Raw genomic sequence first — 16,484 nt, 5'->3', positions numbered from 1 at the left:
CTCGCTCACCTCGGGCAGGACGCCGCTCAGAGCCAGCCGCTGCGCCGGAAACCTCGGTACAGCGTCAGACAGGCGACGGATATCACGGCCATGACCAAGGGATAGCCGAACTGCCAGTGCAGTTCCGGCATGTGGTCGAAGTTCATGCCGTACATCCCGCAGACCATGGTCGGTACGGCGATGATCGCGGCCCACGCCGTGATCTTCCGCATGTCCTCGTTCTGCGCCACCGTGACCTGCGCCAGATGCGCCTGCAGGATCGAGTTGAGCAGCTCGTCGAAGGCGGCTATCTGCTCCTTGGCGCGCAGCAAGTGGTCGGAGACGTCGCGGAAATAGGCCTGTATCTCCGGATCGACCACCCGTATCGGCCGGGTGGCGAGATCCTCGAGCGGGCGGCCGAGCGGCACCACGGCCCGCTTCAGTTCCAGGAGTTCGCGCTTGAGCTGGTAGATACGCCCCGGGTCGACCCGCGCGCCGTTCTCCGCGAACACCGCCGTCTCGACCTCGTCGATGTCCCCCTGCACGGAGTCGGTGACGCTCAGATAGTCGTCGACCACATGGTCCGCGATCGCGTGCAGCACCGCCGCGGGACCCTGCGCGAGTTGCTGGGGGTCGGACTCCAGCTCCTCACGGAGCGGGCCCAGCGAGCCGTGCCGTCCGTGCCGTACGGTGATCACGAAATCCCGGCCGACGAACACCATGATCTCGCCGGTGTTCACCACCTCGCTCGTCGCCGTGAGTTCCTCGTGCTCGACGTAGCAGACCGTCTTGAACACCGCGAACAGCGTCTCGTCGTAGCGCTCAAGCTTCGGGCGCTGGTGGGCCTCGATCGCGTCTTCGACCGCCAGTGGATGCAGGTCGAAGAGCTCGGCGATACCCGCGAACTCCTGGTCCGTCGGCTCGTGGAGACCGAGCCAGACGAAACCGTCGCTGTGCTTGCGCACCCGCTGCACCGCGTCGACCAGATCGCCGCCGGCGAGATCCCGGGTGCCGTCCCGGTAGGTCACGCAGTTCACCACCGAGGAACCCAGCGGGGACCGGGCGGGATGGCTCAGGTCGACGCGCGGGCGCCGCCGGGCCAGCCGCGCCACTCTGCGCAGGCCACCGACCCTGCCGAGGCCCGTCACCCTCCGCAGATTCCCTGCCATCGCCATCTGGATCTCCTCGCGTGGATCTCCGCGCCGCATTTCCGCGCCCTGGCGTGCCAGTTTGCCAGCTCCGCCCGACTGTTGGGCGGGCCTGTGGGAACAGTCAATTCCGCTTTGTTCCCGGCTGTGGACAACGTTTGGCGTCGCCTGCGACGTGGCGGCGAAGAGGGGGCAGGGTCGTCTCCGACCGGATCGTCCTACCGGAGCGTCGGCGGACCGGGTAAGTGGGGCGAATGGGATGATCACGGCATGACGCGAAGCGATGGATACCTTCTCGACAACCGGCAGAGCGAGGCGGCCGAGCGGTTCGACGCCTTCGCCACCCTCTTCGACCCCACGACGTTCCGGCACCTCGAAGGGTTCGGCATCGGACCCGGCTGGCGCTGCTGGGAGGTCGGCGCCGGTGGCACCTCCGTGGTGTCCTGGCTGGCCAAGAAGGCCGGTCCGACCGGAAAGGTCGTCGCTACCGACATCGACATCTCGCGCCTCGCCCCGGCCGCCCGGCCTCCCGTCGAGGTCCGCGTCCATGACGTGGGTGCCCACGAGCCGCCGGGGGAGGGGTTCGACCTGGTGCATGCCCGGCTCGTCCTCGTCCATGTGCCGGACCGGGAACGGGCGTTGCGCTCCATGGTCAAGGCCCTGCGTTCCGGCGGACGGCTCCTGATCGAGGACGCCGACCCTGCCCTGCAGCCCTTGACCTGCCCCGACGAGTACGGCCCCGAGCAGCAGCTGGCGAACCGGCTGCGGACCGGCTTCCGTCAACTGCTCGCCGACCGCGGCGCCGACCTCGCGTATGGCCGCACGCTGCCGCGCCTGCTGCGTGAGGCCGGTCTGCGCGGTGTGGAGGCCGACGCGTACTTCCCGGTCGCCTCACCCGCCTGTGCCGCCCTCGAATCCGCGACGATCCGTCAGATCCGCGACCAGCTCGTCACCGCGGGCCTCGCCACGGACGCCGACATCGACCGCCACCTGACGAACGTCGCCTCCGGCACCATGGATCTGGCCACGGCCCCGTTGATCTCGGCGTGGGGGCGCAGGGCGTAGATCCGACATGCGACAGCGGGATGTCGGTCGGCGCAGGAGGCGCCGCGTGCGAGGCAGTCCCGTCGCCACTCGCCTCGTCGTCAGTCGTGCACCGGTGGTCTGCCACTCGCCCCGTCGGCATCGCGTCCCGGTGGTCTGCCGCCCACCCGTTCAACCGCCATCGCACCCGCCCGGCATCCTTCCGCCGCCGCGTCCTCGGGCCCGGCGCCTGCCAGCAGCGTCGCGAGGAAGGCGCCCGTGAAGGCGTCGCCCGCCCCTGTCGTGTCCGTCGGTGTCGCCGGCGTCGCGGGGACATGGGCGGACACGGTGCCGGACCGGGCCACGAGCGCGCCCCGCTCGCCCTGCTTGGCGATCACCAGCGGGACATGGCGACTCAGCTTGGCCGCCGCGTCCGCCGCATCGGGCAGCCCGGTCAGCAGACATGCCTCGTCACGGCTGGGCAGCAGGACGTCCACACCCTCCACCAGCGCCAGGAAGCGGTCGACGCCCAGCCGCGCGAGAAAACCGGCGGACGCCGGATCCATGCTCACCGGCACGCCACGCGCGCGTGCCGACTCCAGGGCCACGGCCACCAGCGCCCGGCTCGGTTCGGAGAACAGCAGGTAGCCCGACAGATGCAGCCATGCGACCCCGTCCAGCAGTGCCGCCGACCAGTCGCCGGGTGCGAGCCGCAGCGACGCCCCACTGTCGGTGAGGAACGTCCGCTGGGCCGCGGCCTCCGTGTCGACCAGGCAGATCACCGTTCCGGTCGGGGCCTGCGGGTCCACCACGAGGTGGGGCCGTACTCCGCAGTCGACCAGCTCCTGGTCGTGCCACGCGCTCGCGTCCGCGCCCACCCGGCCGAGCAGCTGCACCTCGGGACAGCCCCAATGAGCCGCCCAGCAGGCCACATTGGCGCCCGCGCCGCCCGGTACCGTGCGGATCGTCGCGGCCGTGTCGGTCCCTGAGGCGAGCGGCCCCCGGTGCCGGGCGACCACGTCCGTGACGACGTCCCCGACGACCAGCAGCGCGCCCTTCGGTCCCGCGGTCACGCCCCGGCCCAGGCCGCCGCGATCTGCGCCGCCAGCCGTACGTTGCCGCGCACCGCCGCCAGATTGGCGCTCAGCGAGGCACCCTCGGTGTGCCGCACCAGGTAGTCGAGCAGGAACGGCGTGACCGCCTGTCCGCTGACGCCTTCTTCCTCACACGCGTGCAGCGCGTCGGCCAGCACGCGCGCGTGCACCTCGGGATCCAGCTGCTCGTCCTCGGGCACCGGATTGGCGACGATCAGCGCCGACTCGGGTCCGTGGAGCGCGTCCTGCGCCCGCATGACGTCCGCCGCCTGCTCCGGCGTCCGCAGCGTCCAGTCCACCGGGTGCCCCGAGTCGGACAGATAGAAGCCGGGAAAGCGGTCCGTGCCGTACCCCGCCACGGCGACGCCCAGTGTCTCCAGCCGCTGCAGCGTGGCCGGCACGTCCAGGATCGACTTCACGCCCGCGCACACCACCGTGATCCGGGTACGGGCCAGCAGCCCCAGGTCCGCCGACTCGTCCTGCGTCACCGTCCACTCCCGGTGCACCCCGCCCAGACCGCCCGTCGCGAACACCCGGACGCCGGCCGAAGCCGCCAGCAGCGCCGTCGCCGACACCGTGGTCGCCCCGCTCGCACCCGACGCCACGGCGAGCGGCAGGTCACGATGGCCCAGCTTGCGGATCCCGTCCTCGTTGGCGATCCGCTCCAGCTGCTCCTTGTCCAGGCCGACATGGGGCCGCCCGTCCAGTACGGCGATCGTCGCCGGTACGGCACCCTGCTGCCGTACGACGGCCTCCAGCTCCAGCGCCACCTGCAGATTGCGCGGGCGCGGCAGCCCGTGCGCGATGATCGTGGACTCCAGGGCCACCACCGGTCGACGCGCGTCGACCGCCTCCCGCACTTCCTCGGACACCATCAGCACCACGCGCCTGCCTCCTGTCGTTCGGTCTTCCCTCATCTCTGGCGGGCGGCACGCCACGTCAAACCCTTGCGGCCTGTGGGGGAGAGCACCAGCCTGGGGTGCATGACGGACCACACCACACGTCTCGACCACGTCGTTCTCTGGGTGAACGACCCGATCGGGTCGGCCGAGTTCTACGAGAAGACCCTCGGCATGGAGCCCCTGAGGCTCACCGATTTCGCCGCGGGCCAGGTCCCGTTCCCCTCCGTACGCCTCAACGAGGAGACCATTCTCGACCTGATGCCGCAGACCATGGCGGAACGCATGACGATGCTCCCCGGCGCCGCGGACAGCGCCGGACACCCGGTCAACCACGTCTGCGTCGCCCTGGCCGCCGGCGACTTCGACGCCCTCCGTGGCCGCCTGAAGGAACGCGCCGTTCCGGTGTCGGACATCTCGTACGACTCCTTCGGCGCCCGCGGTCTGGCGAAGCGCAGCTTCTACTTCCGTGACCCGGACGGGAACGTCATCGAGGCCCGCCACTACGACTAGGGGCCCGCTGTTCGCGGCAAGGCCATGACAGGGGGTGCTCACGCGCGTGTGAGCACCCCCTGCTCGTTCTCGTTCTGCCGGACGCTCAGACCGGCTGTACCCCCTTCAATGCCCCGTGCGGATCGAGCACGTACTTGCGGCTCGCGCCCTGGTCGAACTCGGCGTAGCCGCGCGGTGCGTCCTCAAGAGCGATGACGGTCGCGTTGACCGCCTTCGCGATGTGCACGCGCTCGTGCAGGATCGCCATCATCAGGCCCCGGTGGTACCGCATCACTGGGCACTGACCGGTCGTGAACCGGTGGCTCTTGGCCCAGCCGAGGCCGAGCCGCACCTTCAGCGTCCCGGACTTCGCGTCCTCGTCGACCCCGCCCGGGTCGTCCGTGACATACAACCCCGGAATGCAGGGCCCCGCCCGCGCGCGTGATGCCCATCAGCGAGTTGAGGACGGTCGCGGGCGCCTCCGGAGCGTCCGGGCCATGGGCCCGGGCCTCAAAGCCGACCGCGTCGACCGCGACGTCCACCTCGGGTTCCCCGAGGATCTGCGCGATCTGTTCGCCCACGCTGCCGCGCGCCACGTCGACGGTCTCGCAGCCGAAGCTCCGCGCCTGGGCGAGGCGCTCGGCGTTGAGGTCGCCCACGACGACCACCGCGGCCCCCAGCAGCTGCGCGGACGCGGCCGCCGCCAGACCGACCGGGCCCGCCCCGGCGACGTACACCGTCGAACCGACCCCGGCGCCCGCGCTCACGGCGCCGTGGAAGCCGGTCGGGAAGATGTCCGACAGCATGGTCAGGTCGAGCAGCTTCGCGCGTGCCTGGTCCCGGTCCGGGAACTTCAGCAGGTTGAAGTCCGCGTAGGGGACCATGGCGTACTCGGCCTGGCCGCCGACCCAGCCGCCCATGTCGACATAGCCGTAGGCCGCCCCCGGGCGGGCCGGGTTGACGTTCAGACAGATGCCGGTCTTGCGTTCCTTGCAGTTGCGGCACCGCCCGCAGGCGATGTTGAACGGTACGGAGACGATGTCGCCGACGTCGATGTTCTCGACGTCCGGACCCCGTTCGACGACCTCGCCGGTGATCTCGTGTCCGAGGACCAGCCCTTCGGGCGCGGTCGTCCGCCCGCGCACCATGTGCTGGTCGCTTCCGCAGATGTTGCTGGCGAGCACCTTGAGGATCACTCCGTGCCGGCACTTGCGGCCGACGTTCTCGGGTGCGACCCCCGGCCCGTCCTGGAGTTAAAGCGTCGGGTAGTCGATGGTTGTCACTTCCACCGCGCCCGGCTTGAGATATGCGACTGCCCTGTTTCCGCTCATGCGTGATCGCCGTCCCTTCGGCTCCGAGCCCTCGGATGCCAGTGGCTGTACGCACGGCGGAGTCTGCTACCGGCTCCGCCTCCCGGCCAGCCTCCGCGCGGGACCGAACCGTCAGAACAGCGGCTCGGGCAGTACCCCCTCCAGCGCCAGCAGCCGCCGCTTGGTCTCCAGGCCGCCCCCGAACCCCCCGATGCCGCCGTCGCTCTCCACGACCCGGTGGCAGGGCACGACGACCGGCAGGGGATTGGCGCCCATCGCCACTCCGACCGCCTGGGCGGCGCCGGGCTGACCGACCCGCCCCGCGAGATCGCCGTAGCCGACGACCGCGCCGTACGGCACGCCGGAGGCCAGCTTGCGCAGCACCTCCCGGTTGAACCCCGAGATCAGCGACCAGTCCAGCGGCAGGTCGAAGTCGCGCCGCTCACCCGCGAAATACGCCTTGAACTGCCGTATCGCCTCGGCCAGCAGCGGGGAGTCCGGTGCCTCGACGGGCTCACTGCCCAGCCGGGATCCGAGCCGGTCGAGGGCCTTGTCGCGCACCGCCTCCGTGGCGTGGAACACGACATTGACCAGGCCGTCCCGGGTCGCGGCCAGCAGCAGCGGACCGATGTCGGTGCCGACGACGGTCCACACGACCTGCTGCTCGTACTGCCCATGGCTGTCCATGCGCTCCACCGTACGGTCCGCCACTGACAACGCCCCGGCCGCGCGGAACTCAGGACCTCTCGACCGCGTCCCGCACCACGTCCGGCTTGTTGGTGATGATGCCGTCGACGCCGTACCCGGCGACCCGGCGGGCGGTCTTTGCGTCGTCGACGGTCCAGGTGAAGACCTCCAGCGGCTTGCCGTGCGGGCCGGTGAAGCCGTGGACGGCGGAGACGTAGCCCGTCGAGACGGTGAGGTGGGACGGGTTGATCTGGTCGGTGAAGCGTGCGTACTCCTGAAGGGCCGCCACCGACGGTGTGCCGAGGAAGCCTGTTTTGACGTCGGGCTTGACCTCGTGGACGGTCCGGATGCTGTCCGCGCTGAAGCTCTGCACGATCAGCCGACCGGCGAGGTGCCGCCGGTCCAGCCAGCCGTCGTTGGCGAGGACCTTGAGGGTCTCCCGCTCGATGCCGGCATACAGCCCGGGGTTCTTGATCTCCAGGAGCAGCTTCTGGTCGTGGTGCTCCACGCGCCGTACGTACTGCTGCAGCGTCGGCACGCGCGCGCCCGCGTAGGCGGGGTCGAACCAGCTGCCCGCGTCGAGGCGGGCGATCTCCGCCGCGGTGAAGTCCTTCACCTTCCAGGGAGCCCGGCCCGGGAAGACGTCCTCGACGTCGGTCGTGCGCGCCAGGCTGTCGTCGTGCAGGACGACCAGCTCGCCGTCCTTGGTGCGCTGGACGTCGTTCTCGACCCAGCCGATGCCCAGCTCGGCCGCCTTGTCGATGGCGGCCAGAGTGTTCTCGGGCGCGTACGCGGAGGCCCCGCGGTGCGCGATGACCGTAGGGGGCTCGGCGGTGGGGTCGGCCTGCGCACCGGAGGTGGGGAGCAGGAGGGCGGCGGTGCCCAGGACCACCGCGGTGCTCGCGGTGGCGACTGCGCGCGCGTGCATGCGTACTCGTCGTGTCGAGGCGATCACGGACAGATCGACTGTGACAGCGGAGGGTCAACGGCGGAGGGGTACAGAATGGCCACAGGTTGAATGAAGTCGTCCGACTCCGCTCACTGGTGCCGCACAAGTGCGGCAAGGGCGTGTTTCTTTGCCGGATAATCGTTCGACCGTTCCGGGGGAGACATACTCTCCACCACAACCTTGACCGCTCGTCGGTGGTCCTGGGATGGGGGCTTGTTTCATGTAGGTCCGGGACGTAAGAGGGTGGAAAGGCAGCCGCGCATGCAGGGCACGGTCGACGGATTCAGCTACGGACTCGTCACACCGCTGGTGGCCTACCTGATGGCCTGCCTCGGCGGTGCACTCGGTCTGCGCTGCACCACGCGGTCCATGCTGGTCTCCCAGTCCTGGAGACCGGGATGGCTGGCCCTGGGCTCGGCCGCGATCGGCTCCGGCATTTGGACCATGCACTTCGTCGCGATGATGGGCTTCACCGTCGTGGGCGCGCCGATCCGCTACGACATGCTGACGACCTTCGCCAGTCTGGGCGTCGCGATCGTCATGGTGGGCATCGGGATCTTCATAGTCGGCTACAAGGGCGCGCGGGGAACGGCTCTGTTCACCGGAGGCACCATCACCGGCCTGGGCATCGCCTCCATGCACTATCTGGGCATGGCCGGAATGCGCCTCAACGGAAACCTGGAGTACAACACCTTCACCGTGGCCGCGTCCGTCGTCATAGCCATGGTCGCGGCCACCGCCGCCCTGTGGGCGGCCGGACAGGTCAGAGGGTTCATGTGGAGCGTGGGGGCGAGTCTCGTCATGGGACTCGCCGTCAGCGGCATGCACTACACGGGCATGGCCGCCCTCAAGGTCCACGTCCACACCACGAGCGCCCCCACCTCGGGAGACTCGCCGGCCGGCATCCTCGCGCCCCTCATGGTCGGCCCGCTGGCCTTCCTCCTCCTCGCGGGCGTCGTGGTGATGTTCGACCCGCTCATGATCATGGGCAAGCCCGCCGGGGCCCCCGTCGAGAACAAGCCCGGCATCCCGGCCCACTCCACCCTGTCGCACACCACCCGGCGCCCGATGATCCGCACCCGCCGCAGAGTGGGCGGCCGGAGTTCCCGCACCCCGCAGAACAGGTGATCAGGCCGCGTTGTCAGTGGGGGGTCGTACGGTGGATCCCATGCGGCCCGTTTCCAGCATCGAACGCACGGTGGCGCCCTTCGAGGTCGTCAGCCCCTACCAGCCCAGCGGCGACCAGCCGCAGGCCATCGCCGAGCTAGCCCGGCGCATCGAGGCCGGTGAGAAGGACGTGGTCCTCCTCGGCGCGACCGGCACCGGCAAGTCCGCCACCACCGCGTGGATGATCGAGAAGCTTCAGCGGCCCACCCTGGTGATGGCCCCGAACAAAACACTGGCCGCCCAGCTGGCCAACGAGTTCCGGGAACTGCTGCCGAACAACGCCGTCGAGTACTTCGTCTCGTACTACGACTACTACCAGCCCGAGGCCTACGTCCCGCAGTCGGACACCTACATCGAGAAGGACTCCTCCATCAACGAGGAGGTCGAGCGACTGCGTCACTCCGCGACCAACTCGCTGCTCACCCGCCGTGACGTCGTCGTGGTCGCCTCCGTCTCCTGCATCTACGGCCTCGGTACTCCACAGGAGTACGTGGACCGCATGGTCCCCCTCCGCGTCGGCGAGGAGCACGACCGCGACCAGCTCCTGCGCCGCTTCGTGGACATCCAGTACACGCGCAACGACATGGCCTTCACCCGCGGCACCTTCCGCGTCCGCGGCGACACCATCGAGATCTTCCCGGTCTACGAAGAGCTGGCCGTCCGCATCGAGATGTTCGGCGACGAGATCGAGGCCCTGTCCACGCTCCACCCGGTCACCGGCGAGATCATCAGCGACGACGACCAGCTGTACGTCTTCCCGGCCTCCCACTACGTCGCAGGGCCCGAGCGCCTGGAGCGGGCCGTCAACGACATCGAGAAGGAACTCGGGGAGCGCTTGGCGGAACTGGAGAAGCAGGGCAAGCTCCTGGAGGCCCAGCGGCTGCGGATGCGCACGACGTACGACCTCGAGATGCTCCGCCAGATCGGCTCCTGCTCCGGTGTGGAGAACTACTCGATGCACTTCGACGGCCGCGAGCCCGGCTCCCCGCCGAACACCCTGCTCGACTACTTCCCGGACGACTTCCTGCTCGTCATCGATGAGTCGCACGTCACCGTCCCGCAGATCGGCGCCATGTACGAGGGCGACGCCTCCCGCAAGCGCACCCTCGTCGACCACGGCTTCCGGCTGCCCTCCGCGCTGGACAACCGCCCCCTGAAGTGGGAGGAGTTCCAGGAGCGCATCGGCCAGGCCGTCTACCTGTCCGCGACACCGGGCAAGTACGAGCTCTCGCGCGGGGACGGCTTCGTCGAGCAGATCATCCGCCCCACCGGCCTGGTCGACCCCGAGGTCGTCGTCAAACCCACCGAGGGCCAGATCGACGACCTGGTGCACGAGATCCGCAAGCGCACCGAGAAGGACGAGCGCGTCCTGGTCACCACCCTCACCAAGAAGATGGCCGAGGACCTCACGGACTACTTCCTCGAACTCGGCATCCAGGTGCGCTATCTGCACAGCGACGTCGACACCCTGCGCCGTGTCGAGCTGCTGCGCGAGCTGCGCTCGGGCGAGTACGACGTCCTCGTCGGCATCAACCTCCTGCGGGAGGGCCTCGACCTGCCCGAGGTGTCCCTGGTGGCCATCCTCGACGCCGACAAGGAGGGCTTCCTGCGCTCGGGGACGTCCCTGATCCAGACCATCGGCCGTGCGGCGCGCAATGTCTCCGGCCAGGTCCACATGTACGCCGACAAGATCACCCCGGCGATGGAGAAGGCCATCGAGGAGACCAACCGCCGACGGGAGAAGCAGGTCGCGTACAACAAGGAGAGGGGCCTCGACCCCCAGCCGCTCCGCAAGAAGATCAATGACATCGTCGCGCAGATCGCCCGCGAAGACATCGACACGGAACAGCTCCTCGGCTCGGGCTACCGCAAGATGACGGACGGCAAGGGGGCCAAGGCCCCCGTGCCCTCGCTCGGCGCCAAGACGGCCAAGGGCGGCAAGTCCGCCAAGGGCAAGGCCAAGGAGACGGTGCCGACCGACCGTCCGGCGGCCGAGCTCGCCGGGCAGATCGAGGAGATGACCGAGCGCATGCGTGCAGCCGCCGCCGACCTCCAGTTTGAGATCGCGGCCCGGCTGCGCGACGAGGTCTCCGAGATGAAGAAGGAACTGCGCCAGATGCGGGAGGCAGGGCTGTCCTGACCTGGCGTCGAACGCGCTGTGTTGCAAGACCGACACAAATTACGGACCGGGGTACGTCACGGTCAGTGGCCCTGCGTAGGGTTCACGTCATCCGCGGACTCCGCGGCAACAGGGGACAGCTCGAGAGGGGAATCAGCGCGTGACCGTCAACATGACCAAGGGTCAGGCCATCAGTCTGCAGAAGAACGACGGCGGCAGCCTGACTTCGGTGCGCATGGGTCTCGGCTGGCAGGCGGCTCCCCGGCGAGGCCTCTTCGGCTCGCGCACCCGGGAGATCGACCTCGACGCCTCCGCCGTACTGTTCGCGGACAAGCAGCCGGTCGACGTCGTCTTCTTCCGCCACCTGGTGAGCGACGACGGCTCGGTGCGGCACACCGGTGACAACCTGGTCGGCGGTGTCGGCCAGGGCGGCGACGACGAGGCGATCCTCGTCGACCTCGCGCGTGTCCCGGTCCACATCGACCAGATCGTCTTCACCGTGAACTCCTTCACGGGCCAGACCTTCCAGGAAGTGCAGAACGCGTTCTGCCGCATCGTCGACGAGACCAACGGCGAGGAGCTCGCCCGCTACACGCTCGCCGGCGGCGGTGCCTACACGGCCCAGATCATGGCGAAGGTGCACCGCAACGGCCCGGGCTGGACGATGACGGCCCTGGGCACCCAGGCCAACGGCCGCACCTTCCAGGACCTGATGCCGGCGATCCTGCCGCACCTGTAACGCGCCCGGCGGGGGCACACGACACGATGAAGCACAGGGGGACGCAGGCATGACGGCCGAGTTGGTGCGGGGGCAGAACCACCCGCTCTCCCAGGCCCGCCTCGAGATCCGGGTCTCGGCCGGCAAGCCGATCGTCGCCGCGGCCACGCTCAGCGACGAGCGCGGCACGGTGCGGGGCGTCGAATGGGTGGCCCACCCGGGCACACCCACCCTGCCGGGCCTGGAGGTCTCCCGGCAGGCGGCCGCCGACCATCGCCTCGCGGTGGACCTCGACGCCGTGCCGGAGGCCGTGCACCGGGTCAGTGTGCTGCTCGCCCTGCCCTCCGGGGTAGGAGGCCCGGTCCAGTTCGGCGCCGTGGCCGCCCCCTTCGTCGCGGTCACCGGCCTCGACGGCACCGAGATCGCCAGCTACACCATCACCGGCCTGGAGGCCGAGTCAGCCGTCGTCGCCCTGGAGTTGTACCGCAGGCAGGGCGCCTGGAAGGTGCGTGCCGTCGGCCAGGGATACGCCGGCGGCCTCGCCGAGCTTCTCGCCGACCAGGGCCTGCCCCAGGCCCACCAGCTCGCCGGTGGCATCAACGAGGCGGTGGTCCAGGGCGTGGCCCGCTCCGTGCAGGCCCCGCGCACCTCGGACGGCGACCGCTCCCGGCAGGCGGCCGCACCGGCCCTCGGTCCGGAGCAGACGGGCTCTCCGTACGGTGCTCAGGGCGCCCCGGAGCCCCGGCAGGGCTACCCCACCGGATCGGTGGACCCCTCGGCCGCCACCCAGCCGTCCGCGTCCGGCGCCGGCGGCCCGATCGACTACAGCCATCCCCAACGGCAGAACGCGGCCCCGCCCCCACCCCCGCCTGCCGCACCCCTGGCCCAGCCGGGGCAGCCCGCCCGGCCCGTCGCGGGTGACGCGACCGGCTGGTCCATGGAGGAGCGGCTCTACAACCAGGTCTGGGGCATGTTCGAGGACCTGGCCCGCACTACGGCCGCCTACCGCAGCGCCGTCGACTTCGCCGACTCGCGGATGGAGAAGGAACTCGACCAGGTCCTGTCCGACCCGCGCAGCCGGATCGGGGGACAGGGCGACGCCGCGCGGGAGACCGCACGGGCCAAGCACACTCAGCTCGTCGACCAGGCCAGGACGGCCCTCGACCGGGACCTCGCCCAGCTCACCGCCGAGATCGAAGTCGTCGAGCCGGCGCTGCCCTTGGCGTTCGCCCGCTGGGACAACCCGGTGTGGCACGGCTACCGGGTGCCGATGGAGATCCCCATGGCCCTGCGCCTCGGCGACCTGCATCTGCCCGAGTGTCCCGAGCTGCGCATACCCATGCTGGTCAGGCTGCCGCTGGAGCGGGGCCTGTGGATCGACAGCGGCCGCTCCGGATCGCTCGAGGGTGTGTACAGCGACTCCCATGACCTGCGGCAGTCGGCCATGGAGACGGCGGTGGCGCATGCGGCCCGGCTGCTCGCCGTCTATCCGGCGGGTGAGTTCACCGTGCACGCCATCGACCCCGCCGGTTCGGGAGCACAGGCGCTCGCACCGCTCGTGCAGACCGGCGTGCTCGCCGCGCCGCCCGCCATCGGAGCGGCCGGTGTGTCGGACGTCCTCGCCCGGCTCACCCAGCGCGTCGACCTGGTGCAGATGGCGGTGCGCGGCGGCGCGGCCGACTCGCTCCCGCCCGGCCTCGACACCTCCGAGCAACTCCTCATCGTCAATGACTTCCCGCACGGCTTCGACGACCGGGCTGTGACCCAGCTGCGCTACCTCGCGGACGAGGGACCGGCCGTCGGCGTCCATCTGATGATGGTCGCTGACCGCGAGGAGGCCGCCGGCTACGGCCCGTTGCTCGACCCGCTGTGGCGTTCGCTGATGCGACTCACCCCGGTACCCGACGACCACCTCGCCGACCCGTGGGTCGGCCATGCGTGGACGTACGAGCCGTGCCTCGTACCGCACGGCAGCCAGGTGCTTCAGCAGGTGCTCACCCAGGTCGCCATGGCCCGCACCAAGCACAGGTAAAGACCGTCTGACCAGGTCTTTTGGCCCTTCTTTTGCCAAGCGCTTTACCTTTCCTTGGTGATTGAGGTAGTGTTTTCAGTGCGGAGGGGAGTACTCCCTGTCTACTGCGGCGTACCCGTCAATACGGATCAGGCCAGATCCCGGGGCGTCGGCCCACTTGGGTGGAAGAGACCTCCGGCAGCGACGACGCTGACATTTGCCGTTACGTACTGCCGGAGGCGCAGTGGATGTTTCCGTGACCCTATGGGTCCTGACGATCTTGGGGCTTGCCGCCCTCATCGCGGTCGACTTCTTCATCGGCCGTAAGCCGCACGACGTATCCATCAAGGAAGCCGGAATCTGGACGGTCGTCTGGATCGTCCTGGCCGCCCTCTTCGGGCTCGGCCTGCTTGTCTTCGGCGGGGGACAGCCCGCCGGTGAGTTCTTCGCCGGGTTCATCACCGAGAAGTCGTTGAGCGTCGACAACCTCTTCGTCTTCGTTCTGATCATGGCGAAGTTCGCCGTGCCCTCGCAGTACCAGCAGCGTGTGCTGCTCGTCGGCGTGCTGATAGCCCTGGTGCTGCGCGCGATATTCATCGCCGCGGGCGCCGCGATCATCGCCAGCTTCGCGTGGGTGTTCTACATCTTCGGCGCCTTCCTGATCTGGACCGCCTGGAAGCTGATCCAGGAGGCCCGGGCCGACGAGGAGGACGAGGAGTTCGAGGAGAACAAGCTCCTCAAGGCCGCCGAGCGCCGTTTCGGTGTGGCCGACCGCTACCACGGCACCAAGCTGTGGATCCAGCAGAACGGCAAGCGGGTCATGACCCCGATGCTGGTCGTGATGCTCGCCATCGGCTCCACCGACGTCCTGTTCGCGCTCGACTCGATCCCCGCGATCTTCGGTCTGACCCAGGACCCGTACATCGTGTTCACGGCCAACGCGTTCGCGCTGATGGGTCTGCGGCAGCTGTACTTCCTCATCGGCGGCCTGCTGAAGAAGCTGGTCCACCTCAGCTACGGCCTGTCGATCATCCTCGGCTTCATCGGCGTCAAGCTCGTGCTGCACGCCCTGCACGAGTCCGGGGTCCACGTCCCCGAGATCTCCATCCCCGTCTCCCTCGGCGTGATCTGCTCGGTCCTCATCGTGACCACGATCACCAGTCTGCGGGCGTCGAAGAAGCAGGCGGCGGCCGAGGCGGCGCAGAAGGAGGCCGAAGGCGCTCCGAAGGCCGACATCGAAGCCTGACCGCTTCGGGCGTAGAGACAACCATCACCGGGAGCGGTGCGCGGCGAATTGCCGGGCACCGCTCCCGGTGCTTGGTTGGGTCTTGAGCGCTTTCCCCGTCCCGGGGACGCCGCGTCCGGGTGGAGGCACCCATGAAGTTCGTGCAGATCATCGGCTTCGAGACCGAGCGCCTTGAGGAAATGGAGCAACAGCTCCAGGAGTTCGCCCAGCGCAACGCGGGCAAAGCCGGCGGCCCCACACACCGCATGCTCCTGAAGGACCGCGACAACCCCCGCCGCTACCTCGCCGTGCTCGAGTTCGAGTCGTACGATGACGCCATGCGCAACAGCGAAGACCCCGAGACGGCCAAGTTGGCGGAGCAACTGGGCGCGTTGAGTATCGGCGAACGCACCTACACCAACTGCGACGTGCTGGACATGCGCGAGCTCAAGTAGCCCGGCGGCCCCGCAGGGCCGGAGCGCAGAGCCCTACGGCCGACCGGACCGGAGTGCGACCGGACCGGAATGCGTGGCCTGTCCCGGTCTGCGACGATCACCGCATGATCGCTCGGCTCAGGTCGCTCACGATACAGTGGACGCTCCTCGTGCCGGTTCTCGCGGCGATCCTGCTGATTCTCACCTGGGGGCGAGACCTGCCCGGCGCTGTCGTCGCCGTGGTGACGATGGTGCTCGCCGGCGCCGTACTGGCCGCCGTCCACCATGCCGAAGTCGTCGCCCACCGGGTCGGGGAGCCCTTCGGCTCCCTCGTTCTCGCCGTCGCTGTCACGATCATCGAGGTCGCCCTGATCGTCACCTTGATGGCGGACGGCGGCGACAAGAGTTCCACCCTCGCCCGGGACACGGTCTTCGCGGCCGTGATGATCACCTGCAACGGCATCGTCGGCCTGAGCCTCCTCGTCGCCTCGATCCGTCACGGCACGGCCGTCTTCAACCCCGAAGGCACCGGCGCCGCTCTCGCGACAGTCGCCACGCTGTCCACGCTCAGCCTGGTCCTGCCGACGTTCACCACGAGCAGGCCCGGCCCCGAATTCTCCGGCGTCCAACTGGCCTTCGCCGCGCTCTCCTCACTGATCCTGTACGGCCTGTTCGTCGCCACCCAGACCGTGCGGCACCGTGACTACTTCCTCCCGATCACCCGGCAGGGCGAGGTGATCACCGCCGACGACCACGCGGACGCGCCGTCCGCCCGTGCCGCCGGGATCAGCCTGGGACTGCTCGGCCTCGCCCTGATCGGCGTGGTCGGCCTGGCCAAGGGGGTGTCGCCGACCATCGAGTCCGGCGTTGCCGCCGCCGGACTGCACCACGCCGTCGTGGGTGTGATCATCGCGCTGCTCGTGCTGCTCCCCGAGACCATCGCCGCGCTGCGCTCCGCCCGCCGCGACCGGGTGCAGACCAGCCTGAACCTCGGGCTCGGCTCCGCGATCGCCAGCATCGGCCTGACCATCCCCGCCGTCGCGCTGGCGTCGGTCTGGCTGTCCGGGCCGCTGGTCCTCGGCCTCGGCTCCACCCACATGGTGCTGCTCGCACTGACCGTGGTGGTCAGCTCCCTGACGGTCGTGCCGGGACGGGCCACGCCACTCCAAGGAGGGGTGCATCTGGTGGTGTTCGCGGCGTACTTGGAGCTGGCCATCAATCCATAAAGT

At 69.5% G+C, this 16,484-nt stretch carries 14 protein-coding genes and 1 pseudogene; 9 read left to right on the top strand and 6 right to left on the bottom strand.

Annotated elements, in window-relative coordinates; genetic code table 11:
* Positions 1–26 precede the first annotated feature (26 nt).
* Complete coding sequence (locus KCH48_RS19890; protein ID WP_210575875.1) at positions 27–1,154, bottom strand: magnesium and cobalt transport protein CorA; 1,128 nt, start codon at positions 1,152–1,154, stop codon at positions 27–29.
* A gap of 243 nt (positions 1,155–1,397) precedes the next feature.
* Here KCH48_RS19890 and KCH48_RS19885 point away from each other — a divergent pair, with 243 nt between their 5' ends.
* Complete coding sequence (locus tag KCH48_RS19885; protein ID WP_210575873.1) at positions 1,398–2,192, top strand: class I SAM-dependent methyltransferase; 795 nt, start codon at positions 1,398–1,400, stop codon at positions 2,190–2,192.
* 80 nt (positions 2,193–2,272) lie between these two features.
* On the opposite strand, the gene KCH48_RS19880 is transcribed toward KCH48_RS19885, so the two are convergent.
* Positions 2,273–3,223: a carbohydrate kinase family protein gene (locus KCH48_RS19880; RefSeq protein WP_210575872.1), complete on the bottom strand. Its 951-nt coding sequence runs from the start codon at positions 3,221–3,223 to the stop codon at positions 2,273–2,275.
* Positions 3,220–4,128 (bottom strand): pseudouridine-5'-phosphate glycosidase, encoded by a 909-nt coding sequence (locus tag KCH48_RS19875; protein WP_210575870.1) that lies wholly within the window; start codon positions 4,126–4,128, stop codon positions 3,220–3,222. The genes KCH48_RS19880 and KCH48_RS19875 overlap by 4 nt, the downstream gene beginning before the upstream one ends.
* Positions 4,129–4,227: 99 nt before the next feature.
* Here KCH48_RS19875 and KCH48_RS19870 point away from each other — a divergent pair, with 99 nt between their 5' ends.
* Complete coding sequence (locus tag KCH48_RS19870) at positions 4,228–4,656, top strand: VOC family protein (protein ID WP_210575868.1); 429 nt, start codon at positions 4,228–4,230, stop codon at positions 4,654–4,656.
* Positions 4,657–4,741: 85 nt separating this feature from the next.
* Here the strand turns inward: KCH48_RS19870 and fdhA are convergent.
* The 3 genes and pseudogenes from fdhA to KCH48_RS19855 all read right to left on the bottom strand — a co-directional run bounded on the left by fdhA (position 4,742) and on the right by KCH48_RS19855 (position 7,560).
* Positions 4,742–5,966: pseudogene (fdhA, locus tag KCH48_RS19865) on the bottom strand (formaldehyde dehydrogenase, glutathione-independent).
* Between the two features lie 111 nt (positions 5,967–6,077).
* On the bottom strand, positions 6,078–6,632 hold the full coding sequence (locus KCH48_RS19860) for a methylated-DNA--[protein]-cysteine S-methyltransferase (protein WP_210575865.1): 555 nt from the start codon (positions 6,630–6,632) through the stop codon (positions 6,078–6,080).
* 49 nt (positions 6,633–6,681) lie between these two features.
* The gene (locus KCH48_RS19855; protein WP_210575863.1) at positions 6,682–7,560 is read right to left on the bottom strand and encodes a glycerophosphodiester phosphodiesterase family protein; all 879 of its coding nucleotides are present in this window, start codon (positions 7,558–7,560) and stop codon (positions 6,682–6,684) included.
* 282 nt (positions 7,561–7,842) lie between these two features.
* On the opposite strand from KCH48_RS19855, the gene KCH48_RS19850 reads away from it, so the two are divergent.
* From KCH48_RS19850 to KCH48_RS19820, 7 genes are all read left to right on the top strand, one after another.
* The gene (locus KCH48_RS19850; protein ID WP_210575861.1) at positions 7,843–8,709 is read left to right on the top strand and encodes an MHYT domain-containing protein; all 867 of its coding nucleotides are present in this window, start codon (positions 7,843–7,845) and stop codon (positions 8,707–8,709) included.
* Positions 8,710–8,749: 40 nt separating this feature from the next.
* Positions 8,750–10,888 (top strand): excinuclease ABC subunit UvrB, encoded by a 2,139-nt coding sequence (uvrB, locus tag KCH48_RS19845; protein WP_210575859.1) that lies wholly within the window; start codon positions 8,750–8,752, stop codon positions 10,886–10,888.
* Positions 10,889–11,027: 139 nt separating this feature from the next.
* Complete coding sequence (locus KCH48_RS19840) at positions 11,028–11,606, top strand: TerD family protein (RefSeq protein WP_210575856.1); 579 nt, start codon at positions 11,028–11,030, stop codon at positions 11,604–11,606.
* Between the two features lie 49 nt (positions 11,607–11,655).
* Positions 11,656–13,617: a TerD family protein gene (locus KCH48_RS19835; protein ID WP_210575854.1), complete on the top strand. Its 1,962-nt coding sequence runs from the start codon at positions 11,656–11,658 to the stop codon at positions 13,615–13,617.
* Between the two features lie 223 nt (positions 13,618–13,840).
* Positions 13,841–14,842 carry a TerC/Alx family metal homeostasis membrane protein gene (locus tag KCH48_RS19830; protein WP_210575852.1) on the top strand — a complete coding sequence of 334 codons (1,002 nt, stop codon included), beginning with the start codon at positions 13,841–13,843 and terminating at the stop codon, positions 14,840–14,842.
* Positions 14,843–14,973: 131 nt separating this feature from the next.
* Positions 14,974–15,276 carry a hypothetical protein gene (locus tag KCH48_RS19825; RefSeq protein WP_210575850.1) on the top strand — a complete coding sequence of 101 codons (303 nt, stop codon included), beginning with the start codon at positions 14,974–14,976 and terminating at the stop codon, positions 15,274–15,276.
* A gap of 104 nt (positions 15,277–15,380) precedes the next feature.
* Complete coding sequence (locus KCH48_RS19820; RefSeq protein ID WP_210575848.1) at positions 15,381–16,481, top strand: calcium:proton antiporter; 1,101 nt, start codon at positions 15,381–15,383, stop codon at positions 16,479–16,481.
* Positions 16,482–16,484: the final 3 nt, after the last annotated feature.

Source organism: Streptomyces sp. GESEQ-4 (assembly GCF_017948455.1).
Taxonomy (GTDB): Bacteria; Actinomycetota; Actinomycetes; order Streptomycetales; family Streptomycetaceae; genus Streptomyces.
Note: the sequence above shows the minus strand (reverse complement) of the source record. Positions and strands in the feature narration are given on the sequence as shown.